The organism is Pseudomonas akapageensis, assembly GCF_011355085.1.
GTDB classification, from domain to species: domain Bacteria; phylum Pseudomonadota; class Gammaproteobacteria; order Pseudomonadales; family Pseudomonadaceae; genus Aquipseudomonas; species Aquipseudomonas akapageensis.
Window position 1 is genome coordinate 14,691 of record NZ_VXCP01000043.1, and the last position, 17,348, is coordinate 32,038.

At 62.0% G+C, this 17,348-nt stretch carries 17 protein-coding genes and 1 pseudogene; 8 read left to right on the forward strand and 10 right to left on the reverse strand.

The window, feature by feature from the left end; genetic code table 11:
* Positions 1-3 precede the first annotated feature (3 nt).
* Positions 4-1,359, reverse strand: a complete 1,356-nt coding sequence (gene eat, locus F2S13_RS24115; protein ID WP_166365589.1) for an ethanolamine permease — start codon at positions 1,357-1,359, stop codon at positions 4-6.
* A gap of 415 nt (positions 1,360-1,774) precedes the next feature.
* Here eat and qhpR point away from each other — a divergent pair, with 415 nt between their 5' ends.
* Complete coding sequence (gene qhpR / locus F2S13_RS24120; protein WP_166365621.1) at positions 1,775-2,830, forward strand: AraC-like transcriptional regulator QhpR; 1,056 nt, start codon at positions 1,775-1,777, stop codon at positions 2,828-2,830.
* 133 nt (positions 2,831-2,963) lie between these two features.
* Here the strand turns inward: qhpR and F2S13_RS24125 are convergent, their stop codons facing one another.
* Both F2S13_RS24125 and ftrA read right to left on the reverse strand, forming a co-directional pair.
* Positions 2,964-3,422: a MaoC family dehydratase gene (locus F2S13_RS24125; RefSeq protein ID WP_166365591.1), complete on the reverse strand. Its 459-nt coding sequence runs from the start codon at positions 3,420-3,422 to the stop codon at positions 2,964-2,966.
* 76 nt (positions 3,423-3,498) lie between these two features.
* A complete protein-coding gene (gene ftrA, locus F2S13_RS24130; protein WP_166365593.1) occupies positions 3,499-4,485 on the reverse strand; it encodes a transcriptional regulator FtrA in 987 nt (328 codons plus the stop codon).
* A 95-nt stretch (positions 4,486-4,580) separates the two neighbouring features.
* Between ftrA and F2S13_RS24135 the strand changes: the two genes are divergently transcribed.
* Positions 4,581-5,021: a rhodanese-like domain-containing protein gene (locus F2S13_RS24135; RefSeq protein ID WP_166365595.1), complete on the forward strand. Its 441-nt coding sequence runs from the start codon at positions 4,581-4,583 to the stop codon at positions 5,019-5,021.
* On the opposite strand, the gene F2S13_RS24140 is transcribed toward F2S13_RS24135, so the two are convergent.
* Positions 5,018-5,968, reverse strand: a complete 951-nt coding sequence (locus F2S13_RS24140; RefSeq protein ID WP_166365597.1) for a GlxA family transcriptional regulator — start codon at positions 5,966-5,968, stop codon at positions 5,018-5,020. The genes F2S13_RS24135 and F2S13_RS24140 overlap by 4 nt on opposite strands.
* Before the next feature lie 110 nt (positions 5,969-6,078).
* On the opposite strand from F2S13_RS24140, the gene F2S13_RS24145 reads away from it, so the two are divergent.
* From F2S13_RS24145 to F2S13_RS24155, 3 genes are all read left to right on the forward strand, one after another.
* Positions 6,079-6,870, forward strand: coding sequence for an SDR family NAD(P)-dependent oxidoreductase (locus F2S13_RS24145; RefSeq protein WP_166365599.1), 792 nt, complete (start codon positions 6,079-6,081; stop codon positions 6,868-6,870).
* A gap of 22 nt (positions 6,871-6,892) precedes the next feature.
* Complete coding sequence (locus F2S13_RS24150; RefSeq protein ID WP_166365601.1) at positions 6,893-7,657, forward strand: SDR family oxidoreductase; 765 nt, start codon at positions 6,893-6,895, stop codon at positions 7,655-7,657.
* A gap of 114 nt (positions 7,658-7,771) precedes the next feature.
* Positions 7,772-8,584 carry a sulfite exporter TauE/SafE family protein gene (locus F2S13_RS24155; RefSeq protein ID WP_166365603.1) on the forward strand — a complete coding sequence of 271 codons (813 nt, stop codon included), beginning with the start codon at positions 7,772-7,774 and terminating at the stop codon, positions 8,582-8,584.
* Positions 8,585-8,593: 9 nt separating this feature from the next.
* On the opposite strand, the gene F2S13_RS24160 is transcribed toward F2S13_RS24155, so the two are convergent.
* The 4 genes from F2S13_RS24160 to F2S13_RS24175 all read right to left on the reverse strand — a co-directional run bounded on the left by F2S13_RS24160 (position 8,594) and on the right by F2S13_RS24175 (position 11,970).
* Positions 8,594-9,979, reverse strand: a complete 1,386-nt coding sequence (locus F2S13_RS24160; RefSeq protein ID WP_166365605.1) for an ATP-binding protein — start codon at positions 9,977-9,979, stop codon at positions 8,594-8,596.
* Complete coding sequence (locus F2S13_RS24165) at positions 9,955-10,620, reverse strand: response regulator (RefSeq protein WP_166365607.1); 666 nt, start codon at positions 10,618-10,620, stop codon at positions 9,955-9,957. Before F2S13_RS24165 ends, F2S13_RS24160 begins: the two co-directional genes overlap by 25 nt.
* Positions 10,621-10,739: 119 nt before the next feature.
* The gene (locus tag F2S13_RS24170; RefSeq protein ID WP_166365609.1) at positions 10,740-11,177 is read right to left on the reverse strand and encodes a hypothetical protein; all 438 of its coding nucleotides are present in this window, start codon (positions 11,175-11,177) and stop codon (positions 10,740-10,742) included.
* Between the two features lie 28 nt (positions 11,178-11,205).
* Positions 11,206-11,970 carry a COG4705 family protein gene (locus tag F2S13_RS24175; RefSeq protein WP_166365611.1) on the reverse strand — a complete coding sequence of 255 codons (765 nt, stop codon included), beginning with the start codon at positions 11,968-11,970 and terminating at the stop codon, positions 11,206-11,208.
* Between the two features lie 240 nt (positions 11,971-12,210).
* Here F2S13_RS24175 and F2S13_RS24180 point away from each other — a divergent pair, with 240 nt between their 5' ends.
* From F2S13_RS24180 to F2S13_RS29895, 3 genes are all read left to right on the forward strand, one after another.
* Positions 12,211-12,714 carry a GNAT family N-acetyltransferase gene (locus F2S13_RS24180; protein ID WP_166365613.1) on the forward strand — a complete coding sequence of 168 codons (504 nt, stop codon included), beginning with the start codon at positions 12,211-12,213 and terminating at the stop codon, positions 12,712-12,714.
* A gap of 112 nt (positions 12,715-12,826) precedes the next feature.
* Complete coding sequence (locus tag F2S13_RS24185; RefSeq protein WP_166365615.1) at positions 12,827-13,255, forward strand: nuclear transport factor 2 family protein; 429 nt, start codon at positions 12,827-12,829, stop codon at positions 13,253-13,255.
* 975 nt (positions 13,256-14,230) lie between these two features.
* Positions 14,231-14,923 (forward strand): methyl-accepting chemotaxis protein, encoded by a 693-nt coding sequence (locus F2S13_RS29895; protein WP_425500246.1) that lies wholly within the window; start codon positions 14,231-14,233, stop codon positions 14,921-14,923.
* 25 nt (positions 14,924-14,948) lie between these two features.
* Here F2S13_RS29895 and F2S13_RS24195 read toward each other — a convergent pair.
* Positions 14,949-15,997, reverse strand: a pseudogene (locus tag F2S13_RS24195) (type VI secretion IcmF C-terminal domain-containing protein); the annotation flags it as partial.
* A gap of 208 nt (positions 15,998-16,205) precedes the next feature.
* Positions 16,206-17,348 (reverse strand): hypothetical protein (locus F2S13_RS24200; RefSeq protein ID WP_425500245.1); only part of this gene is annotated, 1,143 nt, incomplete at its 5' end.

Consider the following 17,348-nt stretch of genomic DNA (forward strand, 5'->3'; position numbering starts at 1 on the left):
CCTTTATTGAACAGCCAGGACCGCGACCGCGCCACGGCTGCGTACCACTTTGCAGAACAACGCGCCGACCAGCATCAGGCACAGGAAAATGCCGCCAATCAGGGTGTTGAACCAGATCATTGCCACCAGGCAGACCACCGCCAGGACCAGGGCGATGGCCGGTACCACCGGGTAGCCCGGAGCCCGGAAGCTGCGCTCGAGGTTCGGCTCGCTGCGGCGCAACTTGAACAGGCTGAGCATGCTGACAATGTACATGACGATGGCGCCGAACACCGACATGGTGATCATCGCCGCCGTCAGGCTCATGCCTTGCAGGTTGACCAGGCCGTCACTGAGGATCGCCACGATACCCACCACGCCACCGGCGATGATCGCCCGGTGCGGGGTCTGGAAACGCGACAGCTTGGCCAGGCTGGCCGGCAGGAAACCGGCACGGGCCAGGGCGAAGAATTGCCGCGAGTAGCCAAGGATGATGCCGTGGAAACTGGCAACCAGACCGAACAGGCCGATCCACACCAGCATGTGCATCCAGTTCGAGTTGTTGCCAACCACCGCCTTCATCGCCTGTGGCAGCGGATCGTTGATGTTGGCCAGGGTACGCCAGTCGCCCACGCCACCGGCAAGGATCATCACGCCGACAGCCAACACCACCAGGGTCAGAATGCCCGCTACGTAGGCACGCGGGATGGTGCGCTTGGGGTCCTTCGCCTCTTCGGCGGCCATGGCCGCACCTTCGATGGCGAGGAAGAACCAGATGGCGAACGGAATCGCCGCGAACATGCCGCTGATGGCCGGCAGGCCGAAGCTATCGGAACCGGCCCAGCCGCCCAGCACGAAGTTGCTGAAGCTGAAACCTGGCGCCACGACGCCCATGAACACCAGCAGCTCGGCCACCGCCAGCACCGTGACCACCAGCTCGAAGGTCGCGGCGATACTGACGCCGAGGATGTTCAGGGTCATGAACACGATATAGGCACCGATCGCCGCCCATTTCGGGTCCAGGCTCGGGTACTGCACATTCAGGTAGGCGCCGATGGCCATGGCAATGGCCGGCGGTGCGAAGACGAATTCGATCAGCGTTGCCAGACCTGCGATCATCCCGCCGCTGACACCGAAGGCGCGCAAGCTGTAAGCAAAGGGACCACCGGCATTGGGGATGGCGGTGGTGAGTTCGGTGAAGCTGAAGATGAAGCAGGTGTACATCACCGCCACCATCAGTGTGGTGACGAGAAAGCCCAGGGTACCAGCAGTGCCCCAGCCATAACTCCAGCCGAAGTATTCGCCGGAAATCACCAGCCCGACGGCCAGGCCCCACAAATGCAGGGTGCCCAATGTTGGTTTTAGTTGTGATGCAGTCATGTTCGTACACTCCGCAAGGTAAGCGACGGTATTTGCCTGGGGTCGAGAATAATCACTGGCATGCCGCCAAGGCTTGACCGGAGAAAGTGCGATGGGTCGTGCAAGGTCAAGTTTTTTGCGGGATTGAATTCGATGCGACAACCCGGCGCACGAATAGCTGGCCGCGCATCAAATCGGGTCACAGATGCCACCGATCGACTCACGTTGACCCGTGCGTTCGCTGCGTCATGAGTTCATGGGTAGCACATCATGCTGCGCGCGCGGCGGTGCCAGGGCATGCAGCGAACACTTGAAAACCGCGACCAACGCTGAGCTGCACTCATGGCAGAGCCCCTTCTAAGCAGACAAAAAGGTGACAAGGTATGACATTTGCTTGAAGTTTTTTCATGCTCACAAGGACGGCCCTTCACTTGCCATGAACCAGACCCTGCTTTCGCCCTCACCGTTGAACGCGCCAGGCACCAGCAATCGTGGTGTCCTGTCGGCGGCTGCCAACGGCCTGGACGGCTTCATCGTCCAGCATGGCGGTGACCTGGACCGCGTCTTCGGTCGCTCGGGCATCGACCCGGAGCAACTGTTGCATCCGACGCTCAGCCTGCCGCTGACCAACTACTGCAGGGTGCTGGAAGAAGCGGCCCGGCAAACCGACTGCGATAACTTCGGCCTGCGCTATGGCCAGCAGTTCCAGCCCCAGGCCCTGGGTTTGCTGGGTTACATCGGCTTGTGCTCGGCCACGCTGGAAGACGCCCTGGTCAACTTTGCCCAGGCCTTCCCCTTTCACCAGCACAGCACCCTGATCCAACTGGTGGACCAGGACGACTGTTATCGATTCGATTATCAGGTGCGCCACGGCGCCATCAACGAACGCCGTCAGGACGCCGAGCTGACCATGGGCATGGCCATCAACCTGGTGCGTCATGTGCTCGGCCCGGACTGGGCGCCCCGGCAAGTCGCCTTCGAACACGCAATACCCCAGGGCTGGCAAGAGCACCGCGAAGTGTTCCAGGCCGACGTGCGTTTCAACCAGCGCTGCAACAGCGTGCTGATTCCCAAGCAGGACCTGGTCGCCAGGGCCATGCCCGGCAGCGATCCGATGCTGCTGATGCTGGTCAAGGACGCCATCCGCCAACTGGGTGAAAGCAGCAACGAAGTCAGCCTGCTGGATCAGGCCCGGCAGGCGATCATTGCCATCCTGCACCTGGGCGAGCCGGCGCTCGATGAGGTGGCGCAAACCCTGGGAATGTCCGAATGGGCCCTGCAACGCAAACTGCGGGACTACGGCCTGAGCTTCACCCAACTGGTGGACCAGATTCGCCGGGACCTGGCCATGACCCACCTCAAGCAGCAGAACCTCAGTGTCACCCAGCTTGCGTCAATGCTGGGCTATTCCGAGACCAGCGCGTTTTCCCGGGCATTCAAGCGCTGGTTCGGGCTCAGCCCGAAGCAGTGGCGCAGTGCAGACGATGCCTGAAGCGGGCTGCCCCTCGTACCCTCGTTCCCACGCTCCGCGTGGGAATGCCTCTCCTGACGCTCTGCGTCGCGACGCTGGAGCGTCGGACACTGCATTCCCACGCAGAGCGTGGGAACGAGTAACGCCGCATCAATCAAACCGGCCTTCTGAACACCAGCAGCTTCCCCGTCGCGCGCTGTACCACCTTGCCATCCTGCTTGCGCGTTTCCATCAGCATGGTCACGACGCCCCGGTCCGGCCTGGAGCTGGAAGGCTCGATGGCCTGAACGGTACTGGTGACCTGCAACACATCATCCGGATAACACGGGCTCGGCCAGCTCAATTGAATGTCGAGGCCAATGATCCCGCTCGCCAGTGGCACGCTGGCCACGAGCTGCTTCATCGTCAGTGCCGCCGTGTGCCAACCACTGGCCGCCAGCTTGCCAAACACACTCTCTTCAGCCCGTTCCGAGTCGAGATGGAAGGGTTGTGGGTCGTAATCCTGAGCAAAGGCCAGCATGGCCGCTGGCTCGACATGAACGCTGTCGCTTTGAAACACTTGACCAAGGCTCAGGTCATCTAGGTACAGTTTTTCCTGGGGAGAAGCGGTCATGGTGCAGTCCTCTGTGGGGCCACTAACGTTGACAAATCATTACATGATGAATGACATTCAAAATAATATTACGACCTTAATATTTCTTCGTAAAGCCCCCACTCTCTTCAGCGCCGAAACGTTCGCGGTAGAACCTGGGTGCCAGGCCCACGACCCGGCGAAACGCAACACGGAAACTTTCAACGGAGGCGAAGCCACAACGCTCGGCGATCAGTTCGCTGTTCAGGCTGGTGGTTTCCAGAAGTTCTCGTGCCCGGGCCATGCGGGTGTGCAGCAACCAGGCTTTGGGGGTCATGCCGGTTGCATCGCTGAAGCGACGCAGAAAGGTTCTCTCGCTCATCAGCGCCCGGGCGGCCAGTTGCCTGACTGACAATGCCTCCCCGGCGTGTTGGCGTGCCCACTCCAGCACGGACGACAAGTCATCGCGAGGGGCCTGGGCAACCGGCGCAGGGATGAACTGAGCCTGCCCTCCCGAGCGCTGCGGGGCCATCACCAGACGCCTGGCAACGGTATTGGCGACATGGGTGCCGAAGTCGCGGCCGACCAGATGCAGGCAGGCATCGATGCCTGCGGCGCTGCCGGCCGAGGTGATCAATTGACCACTGTCCACGTAGAGCACATCCGGGTCCACCTCGATGGCTGGAAAGCGCGCCTTCAATTCGTCGGTGTAGCGCCAATGGGTCGTGGCACGCTTGCCGTCCAGCAGGCCCGTGGCGGCGAGCACGAAAACGCCGGAACAGATGGACAGCAACCGCGCCCCGCGCCCATGCGCCGCCCGCAATGCCTGCAGCAGCGGCTCCGGCGGTGGTTCGTCCCGGTTTCTCCAGCCCGGAACAATGATGGTGCGCGCCTCGGCCAGGGCCTCGAGGCCCGAATCGGCGGTCACCTGAATGCCCCCCAGGGCGCGCATCGGTCCCTCGTCCACGGCAACGATGCAGTGGCGATACCAGGCAAAGTCGAACTCCGGACGCGGCAGGCCGAATATCTCCACAGAGATGCCAAATTCGAAGGTGCACAAGCCGTCGTAGGCCAGCACGGCCACCAGACCCGGGTCGTTATGCATTGGCGGAAAATTACCAGTTGATGTCGAGTACGCCACTGTAGCGCCATCCGCGCATTAACTACAGTGGTGCCACCTCCAACGACCGAGCGATCACCATGCCCAGCCTTGTCAGTGAAACTCCCGCCGCCACGCCTTCGGCTGCGCTGATGCACTTCAGCAACCGTCTGGCCTTTGAAACCGACTGCTCCGACGTTCATCACAGCCAGAAGGCCGGCGCAGTCGATTACGTCCTCGTGGATGTGCGCGGGCATGAAGCGTTCAGCGCTGGCCACGTGCCGGGCGCGATCAACATTTCTGTGCGCACGATGACGCGCGAACGCATGGCCGACTTTCCCGCTGACACCCTGTTCGTGGTGTATTGCGCAGGTCCTCATTGCAATGGCGTGCATCGCGCCGCGATCCGCCTGGCCAGTCTGGGCTATGCCGTGAAGGAAATGATCGGGGGCGTCACCGGCTGGCTCGACGAGGGCCTGTCCCTGATGGGCGGCAATGCGCCGCTGAATGCATCCGGCCAGGGCATTGCCTGCGCCTGCTAGGCCCCGACAGCGCGCGCATCACGGCGCACTGCCAGCGGCGTCACGCCGAAGCCACGCATGAACGCCTCACGCAAATGACGGCGGTCGCGAAAGCCGGTTTCCCGGGCGACCGTCTCCAGGGGGTGGCGACTCTGTTCGATCATCAACCGGGCCACCTCCAGGCGCAGGCCTTCGATGGCCTTGGCCGGGGACTGGCCGGTCTCTGCCGTGAACACCCGGGTGAACTGGCGCGGACTCAAATGCACGGTCTCGGCCAGCTCCTCGACGTTCAGCGGCCGCGCAAGGTTGCGTCGCACATACTCCAGGGCGCTCTGAACCCGATCCGACTTGGGTGCCAGCGCCAGCAGTTCGGAATGCTGGGACTGGCCGCCCGAACGCCGTTGGTGCATGACCAGCCTGTGCGCCACGGAACGCGCAATATCGACGCCCAGGTCCTTTTCCAGCATGCCCAGGGCCAGGTCCAGGCCCGCCGTCATGCCGGCAGACGTCCAGATCGGGCCGTCGATGATGTAGATGCGGTCGTCCTCCACCCGGATGTCCGGATACAGCCTTTGCAACGCCTGGGCATAGGCCCAATGGGTGGTCGCCCGACGGTCGGCCAGCAGCCCCGCCTCGGCCAGGACAAAACCGCCGGTGCAGATACCGGCGATGCGACGTGCCTGGACAGCAGCCCGTTTTGCGAAGGCCAGCACCTCAGGCGCAGCCGGCACCTGCAGTGGATTATTCACCCCAGTGAAAATCCAGGTTTGCGCAAGACCCGGCGTATCCAGCGCACGCGTCTCCATCAGCATCCCCAGGGACGAGCGCACCGTCCCACCGGCCGCCGAAAAATTCTCGATCGCATAAAAGGGCTCACCCACCACCAGATTGGCGAACTCGAAAACTGTCTGGGATGCCAATGACATCACCTGGAACCCGTCTGCCACGACAAAGCCGATGCGGTGCATGCTGCCCCCCTTTTTTTGGATGTCCTGAAAGACCACCATAAACGTCATTTAAGACATCGTCAAAGCGCTGCAAGATCTCTCCATCGCAACCCGAAACCTGGAGAACCCTCATGACGCATCAAGGCACAGCCCTCATCACTGGCGCATCCTCCGGCATTGGCGCCATCTACGCCGAACGTCTCGCCCGCCGTGGCTACGACCTGATCCTGGTGGCGCGCAACCGCGACCGCCTCAACGACCTGGCCCAACGCATCACCAGCGAAAGCGGACGCCTGGTGGAAGTATTCGACGCCGACCTCAACGATCGTGCCTCGCTGGCCAGGGTCGAGAACAAGCTCAAGGAGGACGCCAGCATCACCTTGCTGGTCAACAACGCAGGCATCGGCACCCATACAGCGCTGCTCGACAGCGATGTCGAACGGATGACGCGGATGATCGAACTGAACGTCACCGCCCTTACCCGCCTGACCTATGCCGCAGTACCGGGCTTCGTTGCCCGAGGTCGCGGCGCAATCATCAACATCTCGTCGGTCGTCAGCATCGCCCCGGAAAAACTCAACGGCGTCTATGGCGCCAGCAAGGCCTTCGTCACCGCCTTCAGCCAATCGCTGCACCGTGAACTCGCCGATAAAGGCATACGCGTCCAGGCCGTGCTGCCCGGCGCCACCGCTACCGACTTCTGGGCCATCGGCGGCCTGCCGATTGAACATCTGGACCCTGCCATCGTGATGTCTGCCGATGATCTGGTCGACGCGGCACTGATCGACTTCGATCGCGGCGAACTGATCTCCATTCCATCGCTGCACGCACTGGACGTCTGGCAAACCTACGAAAACGCTCGCCAGACCCTGTCGACACAGCTGTCGAGCAACGTGCCTGCCGCGCGCTATGGCAGCCACTGAACCCTGACCTGGAGTACTCGTCATGAAACTCACCCACAACACCGTTTTCATCACCGGCGGCACTTCAGGCATCGGTCGCGCACTGGCCGAGGCATTCCACCGGCGCGGCAACCAGGTGATCATCGCCGGCCGGCGCCAGGCCCTGCTCGAGGAGATCGCTCGCGCCAATCCGGGCATGGACACCGTCGAACTGGACATCACCGATCCGGCGCAGATCAAGGCCGTTGCCCAACACGTGATCAAGCGTCACCCGGATCTCAATGTAGTGATCAACAACGCCGGGATCATGCCGTTCGACAACGCCGCATCGGGTGAACTGGACGATGCCCAGGCCACCCACCTGCTGGCAACCAACGTGCTTGGGCCCGTGCGCATCAGTGCAGCCTTCGTCGAGCACCTCAAGACCCGGCCCGAGGCCTGGATCATCAACAACAGCTCGGTGCTCGCCTTCATCCCCCTGGCGGTCACCGCGCTGTACTCGGCGACCAAGGCGGCGATCCACTCCTATACCCTCTCGCAACGTTTCATGCTGCGCGAAACAACCGTGAAAGTACTGGAGATCTCCCCGCCCTGGGTCGACACCGACCTCATCCACAAAAGCGGCGACCCGCGCGCCATGCCGCTGGATGAGTTCATCGGCGAAACCATGGAAAAGCTGCAAGGCGACAGCGATGAAATCATTGTCGACCGCATCAACCCACTTCGCTCCAACCCCGGGCCCAACGAGTACGCATTGATCGCGCAATTCAATCAATCGGTCATCGACAACCCGATCCCGGTTGCCTGATCAACCGCCCCGACCGCTGCTGGCGCTCGGGGCCTTCTCTGCTGCGGCCGGGCTCGGGTATTCTCTTCGGCAACGCGTGGGACAACCCACCCGAATCTTACCTGGGAGCCGATCATGGCAATCTCGCTCATCCTCGGCATGCTGGTGGGCGCTGTACTGGGCCTGACAGGCGCCGGTGGCGGCATACTGGCCGTGCCGGTGCTGGTGGCCGGCATGGGCTGGACCATGCAGCAGGCGGCGCCGGTGGCATTGGTTGCAGTCGTCGGTAGCGCCGTGCTCGGCGCGCTGGAAGGCTTGCGCAAAAAACTGGTGCGCTACCGCGCCGCGATGCTGATGGCGCTCAGCGGCGTGCCGTTTACCCTGGTGGGCCTGCACGTTGCGCAGGTCACCCCGCAGCGCTGGTTGATGGGGATATTCGGCCTCGTCATGTTATTCGTGGGCCTGCGCCTGCTGTTGCAGAAACAGGACTCGGCGGCCATGAACATTGAAACGACCATGCGCATTGCGCGCATCGACCCGCAAACCGGGCGATTCCAGTGGTGCCTGGGCACCGGACTGCTGCTGGGCAGCATCGGCGCCCTGACCGGATTCCTGACGGGGTTGCTGGGGGTGGGCGGCGGTTTCGTCATTGTGCCGCTGCTGCGCCGGTACACCAATGTCTCGATGCACGGCGTCGTGGCCACGTCCCTGATGGTGATTGCGCTGGTGGGCACCGGCGGCATCGTGGTAGCGCTGGTTCATGGCGCGGTGATGCCCGTCAAGGCCACGGTGCTGTTTGCCTTGACCACGGCCATGGGCATGGCCGCCGGACGCCAACTGGCCGGCCGTCTTTCAGGGCGCCATGTGCAGCGGGGTTTTGCTGCGGTGCTGATCGTCGTGGCGCTGGGCTTGGTGACCCGGGCGCTCCTTGCCCCGGTAATCGGGTAGCTTCCGGAGCTACCCTTGGAGGTGCCTCGGCAGTGGGGGGCGCGTCATGCCTCTTTTCAACCAAACCGAAACACAGAGTCCGCTCTTCTTTATCTCATCCGAAAAACTCAATCGGATGGTTGCGCCCGTACGATCGGCTATCGCCTTGACGATGGACAAACCCAGTCCGGAGCCTGCCTCATCGCTTCCCAAACTGCGGTAAAACGGATCGAACACCCGTATTTGTTCTTCTGCGCTGATACCCGGGCCTGTGTCCTTGACTTGAAGGATCACGGTCTCCTGCGCCACCTCGACCGTCAGGTCGACTCGCCCACCAAAGGGGGTGTAACGGATAGCGTTGTCGACCAGATTCCTGACCAAGATCAACAGATCCATTTCATTGATAATGACCTGTACGTCGTCGACGCTTTCAACACCGATATCGATGCACTTGCTCTCTGCCAGCGGCAGCACGTCCTCCAGCACCCGTCGATACACTGCAAGAACTGAAACCGATGCCTGTGATCGTTCCGCGCTCGACTGGGCAGCGGCCAGGGCCAGCAATTGATCGATCAGCTTTCTGCTGCGTTCTATTCCCCGGGACAGCGACGATAAACGCGCATGGGCCGGCGCCGACATTTCTGTGGCCGACAGTCGCTCGGCTTGCAATGACAGGGCCGTCATGGGAGAGCGCAATTCGTGGGCTGCGTCGGCGATGAAGCGACGCTGGGCTTCCATGGACTGCGCGACGCGCGTCAGCAATCGATTGATGGCCACCACGAAAGGTCGAATCTCGGTCGGCAAATGGTTTTCGTCGATAGGGTGCAGCGCCTGCTGGTCGCGCTGATCGATTTCGTCCGAGAGGGTTGCTATGGGGCGGAACAGTTTGCGCACCAGATCGCCCACCACCAGCAACAGCACCGGAAACAGGATGAGAAACGGCAACAGACTGCGCCAGGCACTCTCACGCGCCTCCTTGTCTCGCACATCGGCTTCCTGGGCAACAACGATGCGTTCGCCACGGACCGTGGTTCTGACCAGCACACGAAAATTTTCACCAGCAATGTTCAGGGTCGACAAGCCATCGGTCAGGGTGGTGGGGAACGGCAGCGGTATCGTTGCATCGTCATTGCCGAGCGCTTTGCTGCTGTCGGTCAGGTATTGCACGATAACCCTGGACTCTTCGTCGTCACCCGCGACCTGTTCCGCTGCAGGATAGTGCAGGGTCATCTGCTGCCGATCAAAAAGGACGGCCACTTGACGCAAGCTCTCGTCCTGCATTTCGTGCGCCTCGCCAAGGGCAGAGACGAAAGCGAAAACACCGGCCAGCACCGCCACGATCAGGATGGCCAGCGACAGCGTTACAGACAGGCGGAACTGTACCGAGTCACTCAGGCGCTTTTTGAAACCATCCATCCCATTCCCCTGACGTTCTTGATGACATGGTTCCCCAATTTCCGCCGCAGTGCGTGAATCAGAAACTCCACCGCGTTGCTTTCCACTTCATTGCCCCAGCCGTAAATGCGGTCTTCAAGTTCGCTGCGCGAAAGAATGGCGCCAGGCCTGATCAACAGGGCCTGCAGCAGGGCGAACTCGCGGCTGGAGAGCTGAACATCGGCTGTTTCGGCGGTGGTGGCTTGTTTGGATACCAGATCCAGCGACACCACGCCGTTGTCCAGCAATGACTGGGCGCTGCCGCCTTTGCGGCGCAACACGGCGCGCATGCGGGCCAACAGCTCCGCCATGGCGAAGGGTTTGAGCAAGAAGTCGTCAGCGCCGCCGTCGAGGCCGCGCAGGCGATCATCGAGGCCATCTCTTGCGGTGATGATCAGCAGCGGCACCGGGTTGTTACGGTCGCGAATGTCATCGAGCACATCGAGCCCGTCCTTGCCGGGTAACCCCAGATCCAGCAGCACCAGGTCGTAAGCTTGGGTGTCCAGCGCCGCAAGGGCGGTGAGTCCGTTCTTCACCCAGTCTGTGGCGTAGCTCGCATCGTTCAGTGCGCCCTGGATGGCTTCACCAATCATCGGGTCATCTTCGACCAGCAAAATCCGCATGTCCCGCTCCGGCTCATATTCATCAATACAGGCGCGGCGGCCATGACCGTCGCGCCTGTATTGAAGCACCTGAACCGGCGTTTGTCCGCCACCGGATCAACCCGATGTGCGGCCGCAGGTCATTGCTTGCCCTTCATCAAATCGAAGGCTTTCAACAGATCATCCATTGCCGCCTTGCAATCGCTCTGCTTCGGCGTGCTGGCGCGCAGTTCATCGAGTGCCCGGTCAATGGCCTTGTCCAGAACATGCCAGTCACTGGCGGCGCGGGGCTTGATGCCGGCTTCGGCAGAGTCCCAGGACGTTTCCAGATCCTTGATGCGGGTTTTCGCCCCGGGCAGGTCGCCTTTATCGACGAGTGCGGCGACATCGGCGGCGATGGTACGGAACTCGGACAGATCACCGAGCTTCGAGCCGGACTGGGCGGGTGCGCTCATCGAGGTGGTCGGCGCGCCAGCACCGGGTTTGTCAGCAGGTTTCGAGCAGCCGGCGGCGACGCTGAGCAAACAGATCGACGAGACGATGGCGACGTGGCGAATGATAGTTTGAAGTGGACGCATGACGATTCCATGATGGGCTTTTGAAGGGTTACTGAGTGACGGCTTTACGGTTGCCGACACTGATTTGCGCGACCGCAACCAGAATAACGATGACACTCAGGAAGATGGCGCTGGTCCAGGTGGCGCCCATGCCCAGGCCTCCGTAGGTTTTGGCCTGGGTCAGCAAATCGCCGAGGGAGGCGCCAAACGGACGGGTAAGGATGTAGGCGATCCAGAAAGTCAGCACCACATTGCCGCCCAGGCGCCAGGCCACCAGGGTCGCGGCGATCAGCGCACCGAAAATGACGGCACCGAGAGTGAAGCCAAGGCCCAGTGCTTCGGTGGCCAGGTCGCCCGCCGCAGTGCCGAGAGCAAAGGTGCAGAGTACGGTCGCCCAGTAAAACAGCTCCCGTCGTGGGGTGACGATTTCGCGGATCGACAGGTTGTGCTCCAACCGATACCAGACCAGAAAGTTGATCGCCAGCAGAACGGAAAAGACCGCCGTGCTGGTGTACAGGCTGATGTCGAGCATGTCGGTCATGATGTCGGTGATCTGGGTCCCGACGATGCTCACCAGCACCACGGTCAACCAGTAAATCCAGGGTGTATAGGCCTTGGTGCGCAGTTGAAAGCACAACGCGAGCACCAGCAGGACGGCCATGCCGATGCTGGTCCAACCGGCACCGAAACCGGCATCCACGGCCAGAAAGTCCGCACCGGTTTCACCCACAGTCGTAGATAGAATCTTGATAATCCAGAATGACAGTGTCACTTCGGGTACTTTGTTGAGCCATCCGGCTTTTTCGGGATTCATGTGCGGGTAGCCTCTCCTGAGTTGAGCTGCGCTGAACTGGCGCAGCGGAGAAGATACCCAGCGAAACTTAGCTGAGACTGAGGGACTGTGATGCGATCGATGCCAATGGCATTGCCAGTCCGTTTTGTACAGAATACCGAGCCCGAGCGGACCCTTCACTGACTGCCCCTGCCCCGAGATCTCCATGCCTTCATTTCCCGCCTCCTTCTTTCGTCGCCCCACCGAACGTGAGGCCCGACCATGACCGGCGCCATGGTCGAGCTGGTGCAGACCGACCCCGAGCAGGCCGAACTGATCCGCAACCTGTACCAGTTCTATGCCTACGAGTCCTCGGACTGGGAACAGGAAGACGTGGAAGTCGATGGCCGCTTCTACATCCACGATGCCCATCTGGCGCGCTATTGGCGCGAGCCCCAGTGGAGCGCCAACCTGATCCTGGTCGACGGCTTCATTGCCGGCTTCCTGCTGATCGAGCAAAGCGAGTTGCCGGGGCTTGAGGCTCTGGAGCTGGCGGACCTGTTCATCCTGAAGAAGTACCGCCGCCTGGGCATCGGCCGGGCCCTGGCCACGCAAGTGTTGATGAGCGGGGAGCATGCCTGGCTGGTGCGCTTCTACCAGCAGGATGAAACGGCCGGCGCCTTCTGGCGTGCAGTGCTGGACGACCTGCCCCGGCCGGTGAATGCCATCGAGCCGGATGACGATGGGCAGCTCCTGACCTTCCTGGTGACACCGACGACCCACTGAGTGCGCCCAGGGTTGTGCGAGCGGATCAATAAACTGTCATTTTTGATCATTGAGCCTGGGTACTTCGAGTCGTATTTTCTGTTCTCAGAACAACAATCCAAAGGAAGAGACGATGACCGAACTGAATCTGCAAGCCCAGGCCGCCGCTTCGCTGCAACGCTGGCACGCCATGGTCGACCAGCGCGACCTCAGCGCGCTGCCCGAACTCCTGGCGCCGAACGTGGTGTTCCGCTCCCCCATGGCCCACACCCCTTACCCGGGCCCGGCGGTGGTCTCGACCCTGCTCAATACAGTGCTCCAGGTCTTCGTCGACTTCACCTACCACCGTCAGTTGGCCACCGCCGATGGCCTGAGCGTGGTGCTGGAATTCAGCGCCCGGGTCGATGGGCGTGAACTCAAGGGCATCGACATGATTCGGTTCGACGAGCAGGGCAAGATTGTCGACTTCGAGGTCATGGTTCGTCCAATGAGTGGCTTGCAGGCGCTTGGTGAAGAGATGGGGCGGCGTTTGGGTAGCTATCTGGCCGCCGCCAAAGGCTAGTGGCCACAGGCCACTTATTTCTCAAGTACGCCCCCGCCATGCCGATAACTCCTGTCAGGCCTTGGCACTCTTCCTGCTTCTGAACAGGCCGACCCGCTTCAAAACGGCGCCCACGCTCAGGGGCGCCAGTTGTGCGCTTTATTCTTTCTCAATCACATGGAGTAAGAGTGAATGGCCTTCCCCCCGCGCTTTCTTGACCACTACCGCAAAGCCGACGGAATCATGCTCGGTTTGATCTGGCTGATGTTCCTCTTCTCCCTGGGCCTGGCTCTCTGGCATGACACCCTTGCCCAGGCGCTGGTGGTCGGCGGGGGCACGAGCCTGCTGCTGACGATGTTGTATCGCGCCATGGGCGGCACGCGGTTGATGCGTTGCTGCCTGGCCGTTGGCCTGATGCTGATGGCCGCCCTGCACATCAACCAGGCCGAGGGTGTGATCGAATCCCACTTCGGTATCTTCGCCCTGCTGGCGGTGCTGACTTTTTATCGGGACTGGCTGCCGATTCTGGTCGCTGCGGCAACCATCGCGGTGCATCACGTGGTGTTCCATGCCCTGCAACACCAGGGCTTCCCCGTCTACGTCATGGCCCACCACGGTGGCTGGCCGATGGTATTCGTGCATGCCTTCTATGTGGTCATGGAGACGGCCGCCCTGCTCTATCTTGCCGTGCACAGCCAGGCCGATGCCGTCGAGAGCCAGGACATGCTGGACAAGATGCTCACCGCCACCTCCCAGCTCACCAGCAATGCCGGCGAGGGCGAAACGACCAGGGTGCACGTGTCGCTGGCCGATCGCTTCGACCGACTCCTGCTGCAAATCACTACCCTGGTGGACGGCGTCGCACGGGACTCCCACGGCCTGGGTGAACTGAGCCAGGAACTGGCCGTGACCAGCAACACGCTGGAGCAAGGAGCAAGGAACCAGTTGACGGAAATTGCCCAGGTGACCGGTTCAATGCAGCGCATGGGCGATGCGATGGGCCACATTGCGGTGCATGTCGAGCATGCCGCCGAACATGCCGGCCAGGCCAGCGCGCAAATTACCCGAGGACAGGAAAGCGTGAACCGGGCCCAGCACGAAATCACTCAACTGGCGTCGCGCCTGCAGGGTACCAACGAGACCGTGCAGGTGCTGGCGACCCAGGCCGAACAGATCGGCAACGTGCTGGAAGTCATCCGCAGCATCGCCGAACAGACCAACCTGCTGGCCCTCAACGCGGCCATTGAAGCGGCCCGGGCTGGCGATCAGGGTCGCGGCTTTGCCGTGGTGGCCGATGAAGTGCGCAGCCTTGCCCAGCGCACCGCTGTCTCGACCAAGGAAATCAAAACCATCATCGACGCCTTGCAGCACGGCAGCCGCAAGGCCGCCGAGGCCATGCACGACAGCCGCGCGGGGGTTGAGCGCTGTGTCGAAGACAGTCGCCAGGCGGCCACGATGTTGCAGGCCGTGGGTGCCGATATTGCACACATCGATGAACTCAACGGACGCATCGTCTGCACCACCCGCGAACAGTCCACGGCAAGCCTGGAAATCGTCGAGCGCTTGCAGTCGGTGCAGGCCATCGCGCAAACCACGGCAGGCGATGTCGGCACCCTGGCACTGCACAGCCGGCAATTGCCTTCCATCGCCACGCGCCTGGAAGCGCTGGGGCGAACCTTTCACCAATGATTGCGGTTAGCTGTCGACCGGCCACTCAGCGTTCGACGAGAAATATCTGCGACGGCAACTTGAAGCCGCGCAGCTTGAGCAATGCCAAGGGCCCCGCCCCCAGTTCGGTGCGCAGATGCCAGGTCAGGCCCAGGCCATCCGGGGCCTTGAGCACTAGGCGGTAGCGGCTGTCGGCGTCGTCCAGCGGAGTGACCTGCGCTTGTTCCAACAGACGAATCAAACCCCAGGTGCCCTGGTAGTCGCCGAACAGGCGCGCGCCAGCGCGTACGCTGGTCCAGGTCAGGCTGGTGCCCGGATGTTCGCTGAAGCCCGGCCAGCTGAAGCGCTGCCAGCGTTCCTTCTGTTTGTAGTAGTGGAGTTTTTCGCCATTGAGGATGAAGGTGGTGTCCACCACATCACGCACCGCCTTGCCGCGCAGTTCGAAGCTCAGGCCCATGCCGCCGTCGGTGTAGAGCACATCGGCCAGGTGGCTGAGCTGGTTGATGGCGCTGAGAAACTGCGGGTTGAAGCGCAGGCCTTGGCTGTGCCGAGGGTCGGCCACCCAGCGGTCGCCTTCCTTGTGCAATACGCCGCCCAGTTGCTGCTGCAGAAACTGCTCGATGCGCCCGGAATCGGCGCGGATCATCTGCCCCAGCATCGGCAGCGAAGCGTCGCTCGGAGTAGCAGCGAACGGGTAGCGGCTGGCGAACGCACTGTGCCAGAGGCTGACGATCGCCCGCTGCCACTGACGGTTGAGGCTCGCCGCCGAGGGTTGCAGAACCCGTTGCCAGGCCTGCTCCAGCGGCTGCACGAAGAGGGTTTGACCGATCCCTCCCCACTCCGCGCCGAGGCTGGCGGCGAGCAGGTTGCCGTAGGCCTGGGTTTCGGTGAGGTCGACGTTCTTGCCCTGGAACACCGTCTGTGCCAGAGCCTGGGTCATGGCTGCGGGTCGGGGGCAGTGCTCACTTGTTGCAGGGTCAGGCGCACGCGGGTGACCTGGGTGAGGAAGGCTTGCAGGCTCAGGCGCTCATTGCCATTGTCGGTACCCAGGAGGGCCAACAACGGGCCGAAGGTGGTGTCCAGTGGGCCGCTTGGGCCCTGCACCTGTTGGGGACATGACCGCGACCACTGTGGTCGCCGCAATCACCGAGAGCCAGAAAGTTTGCCGGTCACTACCAGCGGCCATCCCCAACCACTCCGGGTGAAACCAGACCAGTGCCCCCAGGACCAGTGCGGTCAGCAACAGCCCCCCAAAAAGAACCCCACCTACCCCTACCGAGCGTCGAAACTGCATGCCAGACTCCTAGTTCGAAAGCGATGGCACCGGCGTCACCACCGTGCTCCAGAGCCCCGCCTCAACGGCGCCGCCCCCACTGAAAATGAATTGCGGCCCGTTACCGGACTGAATGGTTTGCGTCGCAGCGGCGATGGCCAGCCATGGCGAGGCTTGGCCTGGATGCCCCAACGTCGCATCCAGGTTGCAAAAACCCTGCTTGGGCTTGGCCGGCAGTGACAGTTCGGCCAGTACGGTGTTCATCGCCGCATCCTGTTGCGCAGCGACTCCCACCCGCCAGACGTGCTGGATGGCTGGCGCTTCCAACGGCACCCAGTCCAGGGCTTGCCGTGCCCCATAGAGCAATGCCTCAGCGCTCGGTCCACGCGCCGGCTCCGGACGGTGGAGGTAGGCAACCGCCGGCAGGATGGTCTGCGTCAGACGGTTGCCGAACAGCAGTCCCACCGCTGCCTCGGCCCTGCCTTCGGGCTGCTCCGGGGCGAATTGCACCGCCACCACCAGCAATAACGCCTGATCGTCAATGCGCTGGTCGAGCCACTGGTCTACTGCAGCCAGGCCAAGCCCTTCGACGGATACGGTTTTCTGGCGGATACCCGACTCTTTCCACACCTTTTGCCACATCAGGTGCACTTGGCTCGTGTGCAGATGGCTATCAACCTCCAGCAATAAGGCCAAGGGCGTATCGTCAGGCAGATGCGCCAAGGTTGGCGCCAGGTCGGCGAGCACTTGTGTCAAGACTCCTAGCAGCATTAACTCCGGGTCTTCATCCGTATCGCCGGGTAATTGGCTATGACGCAGAATTCGTGCACCCAACCGCGAAGACTGAGCTGTTAGCGCCTCAGTCCCCTCGAGCAAGGCCGCCAGCTGTGCAGTGGGCTGTTGCCCTGGCTCTCGAAGGGGGGTGTACAAACTCACGCTCAACACTTGCTGGGATCGCCGCCCCCGACGCATTCTGCAAATCAAATCCTCCTCGCGGCCTTGATCCCAACCGTCGGCTGCGCCTTGCCGGCCGATGTACAGCAACAAACGCCCGAAACCCAGCACGCACCAACCCGGCAGCGGTATGCCCAGAGCCGGGCCCCAGAAGTTAACCGGTTGCCGATGCAGTGCTTGCTCGTCGAACAACAACGTTGAACGAGCCCCATGAAAGAC

Bases quoted from the DNA above. Each gene is read 5' to 3' on its own strand.
- eat (WP_166365589.1), bottom strand. From the start codon at position 1,359: ATGACTGCATCACAACTAAAACCAACATTGGGCACCCTGCATTTGTGG.
- qhpR (WP_166365621.1), top strand. From the start codon at position 1,775: ATGAACCAGACCCTGCTTTCGCCCTCACCGTTGAACGCGCCAGGCACC.
- F2S13_RS24125 (WP_166365591.1), bottom strand. From the start codon at position 3,422: ATGACCGCTTCTCCCCAGGAAAAACTGTACCTAGATGACCTGAGCCTT.
- ftrA (WP_166365593.1), bottom strand. From the start codon at position 4,485: ATGCATAACGACCCGGGTCTGGTGGCCGTGCTGGCCTACGACGGCTTG.
- F2S13_RS24135 (WP_166365595.1), top strand. From the start codon at position 4,581: ATGCCCAGCCTTGTCAGTGAAACTCCCGCCGCCACGCCTTCGGCTGCG.
- F2S13_RS24140 (WP_166365597.1), bottom strand. From the start codon at position 5,968: ATGCACCGCATCGGCTTTGTCGTGGCAGACGGGTTCCAGGTGATGTCA.
- F2S13_RS24145 (WP_166365599.1), top strand. From the start codon at position 6,079: ATGACGCATCAAGGCACAGCCCTCATCACTGGCGCATCCTCCGGCATT.
- F2S13_RS24150 (WP_166365601.1), top strand. From the start codon at position 6,893: ATGAAACTCACCCACAACACCGTTTTCATCACCGGCGGCACTTCAGGC.
- F2S13_RS24155 (WP_166365603.1), top strand. From the start codon at position 7,772: ATGGCAATCTCGCTCATCCTCGGCATGCTGGTGGGCGCTGTACTGGGC.
- F2S13_RS24160 (WP_166365605.1), bottom strand. From the start codon at position 9,979: ATGGATGGTTTCAAAAAGCGCCTGAGTGACTCGGTACAGTTCCGCCTG.
- F2S13_RS24165 (WP_166365607.1), bottom strand. From the start codon at position 10,620: ATGCGGATTTTGCTGGTCGAAGATGACCCGATGATTGGTGAAGCCATC.
- F2S13_RS24170 (WP_166365609.1), bottom strand. From the start codon at position 11,177: ATGCGTCCACTTCAAACTATCATTCGCCACGTCGCCATCGTCTCGTCG.
- F2S13_RS24175 (WP_166365611.1), bottom strand. From the start codon at position 11,970: ATGAATCCCGAAAAAGCCGGATGGCTCAACAAAGTACCCGAAGTGACA.
- F2S13_RS24180 (WP_166365613.1), top strand. From the start codon at position 12,211: ATGACCGGCGCCATGGTCGAGCTGGTGCAGACCGACCCCGAGCAGGCC.
- F2S13_RS24185 (WP_166365615.1), top strand. From the start codon at position 12,827: ATGACCGAACTGAATCTGCAAGCCCAGGCCGCCGCTTCGCTGCAACGC.
- F2S13_RS29895 (WP_425500246.1), top strand. From the start codon at position 14,231: ATGGGCCACATTGCGGTGCATGTCGAGCATGCCGCCGAACATGCCGGC.